This window comes from Sulfurovum zhangzhouensis, assembly GCF_030347965.1.
GTDB classification, from domain to species: domain Bacteria; phylum Campylobacterota; class Campylobacteria; order Campylobacterales; family Sulfurovaceae; genus Sulfurovum; species Sulfurovum zhangzhouensis.
On sequence record NZ_JAQIBD010000010.1, the window covers coordinates 1 to 1,634 of the forward strand.

The window sequence follows — 1,634 nt, forward strand, 5'->3', positions numbered from 1 at the left end:
AGCACCTTGCGGTACTGGGGCTTTTTCATATTAGGTGCCTGGCGATGACCTACTCTCACATGGGGAGACCCCACACTACCATCGGCGATGACGCGTTTCACGACTGAGTTCGGCATGGGATCAGGTGGTTCCACGTCTCTATTGTCACCAGGCAAAACTGGAACAAATCGAGATCTAAAAGATTCTTGTCAGCAGTGTTGTTTCACTGCTCTGTCTTGTCGTTCGCTACAAGCTTCAACCGGTGCCTCGCTACCATGTCCGGCAGGGGCTCATCGATCTACACATTCAACTGTGTGTCTTACAAGCTTTCGCTTCGCACTCAAACGCCTTGGGCGTTATATGGTCAAGCCTCACGAGCAATTAGTACTGGTTAGCTCAACGCCTTACAACGCTTACACACCCAGCCTATCAACGTCCTGGTCTCGAACGGCTCTTTAGGGACCTCAAGGGTCCAGTGAGATCTCATCTTGAAGGAGGCTTCCCGCTTAGATGCTTTCAGCGGTTATCCCGTCCGAACGTAGCTACCGGGCAATGCCACTGGCGTGACAACCCGAACACCAGAGGTTCGTTCACTCCGGTCCTCTCGTACTAGGAGCAACTCTTCTCAAATCTCAAACGCCCACGGCAGATAGGGACCGAACTGTCTCACGACGTTCTAAACCCAGCTCGCGTACCACTTTAAATGGCGAACAGCCATACCCTTGGGACCGGCTTCAGCCCCAGGATGTGATGAGCCGACATCGAGGTGCCAAACACCGCCGTCGATGTGAACTCTTGGGCGGTATCAGCCTGTTATCCCCGGAGTACCTTTTATCCGTTGAGCGATGGCCCTTCCATACAGAACCACCGGATCACTAGAACCTACTTTCGTACCTGCTCGACGTGTCTGTCTCGCAGTCAAGCACCCTTATACTCTTACGCTCATTGCATGATTTCCGACCATGCTGAGGGTACCTTCGTGCTCCTCCGTTACGCTTTGGGAGGAGACCGCCCCAGTCAAACTACCCACCACACAATGTCCTCGCCCCGGATAACGGGGCTGAGTTAGAACCTCAACAGTACCAGGCTGGTATTTCAAGGTCGGCTCCACTCCAACTGGCGTCAGAGTTTCAAAGCCTCCCAGCTATCCTACACAAGTAATGTCAAAGTCCACTGTGAAGCTATAGTAAAGGTTCACGGGGTCTTTCCGTCTAGCCGCGGGGACGCTGCATCTTCACAGCGAGTTCAATTTCACTGAGTCTCGGGTGGAGACAGTGTGGCCATCGTTACGCCATTCGTGCAGGTCGGAACTTACCCGACAAGGAATTTCGCTACCTTAGGACCGTTATAGTTACGGCCGCCGTTTACCGGGGCTTCGATCAAGAGCTTCGCTTGCGCTAACCCCATCAATTAACCTTCCGGCACCGGGCAGGCGTCACACCCTATACGTCCACTTTCGTGTTTGCAGAGTGCTGTGTTTTTAATAAACAGTCGCAGCCACCTGGTATCTTCGACCGGTCACAGCTTAGGGAGTAAATCCCATCACCGAGGCCGGCGTGCCTTCTCCCGAAGTTACGGCACCATTTTGCCTAGTTCCTTCACCCGAGTTCTCTCAAGCGCCTTGGTATTCTCAACCTGACCACCTGTGTCGGTTT

At 53.3% G+C, this 1,634-nt stretch carries 2 rRNA genes; both read right to left on the bottom strand.

The annotated features are described in order from the left end of the window. Positions 1 to 36: 36 nt before the first annotated feature. Positions 37 to 152 (bottom strand): 5S ribosomal RNA (gene rrf / locus PGH07_RS11385). Between the two features lie 187 nt (positions 153 to 339). Next, positions 340 to 1,634, bottom strand: a 23S ribosomal RNA gene (locus PGH07_RS11390); the annotation flags it as partial.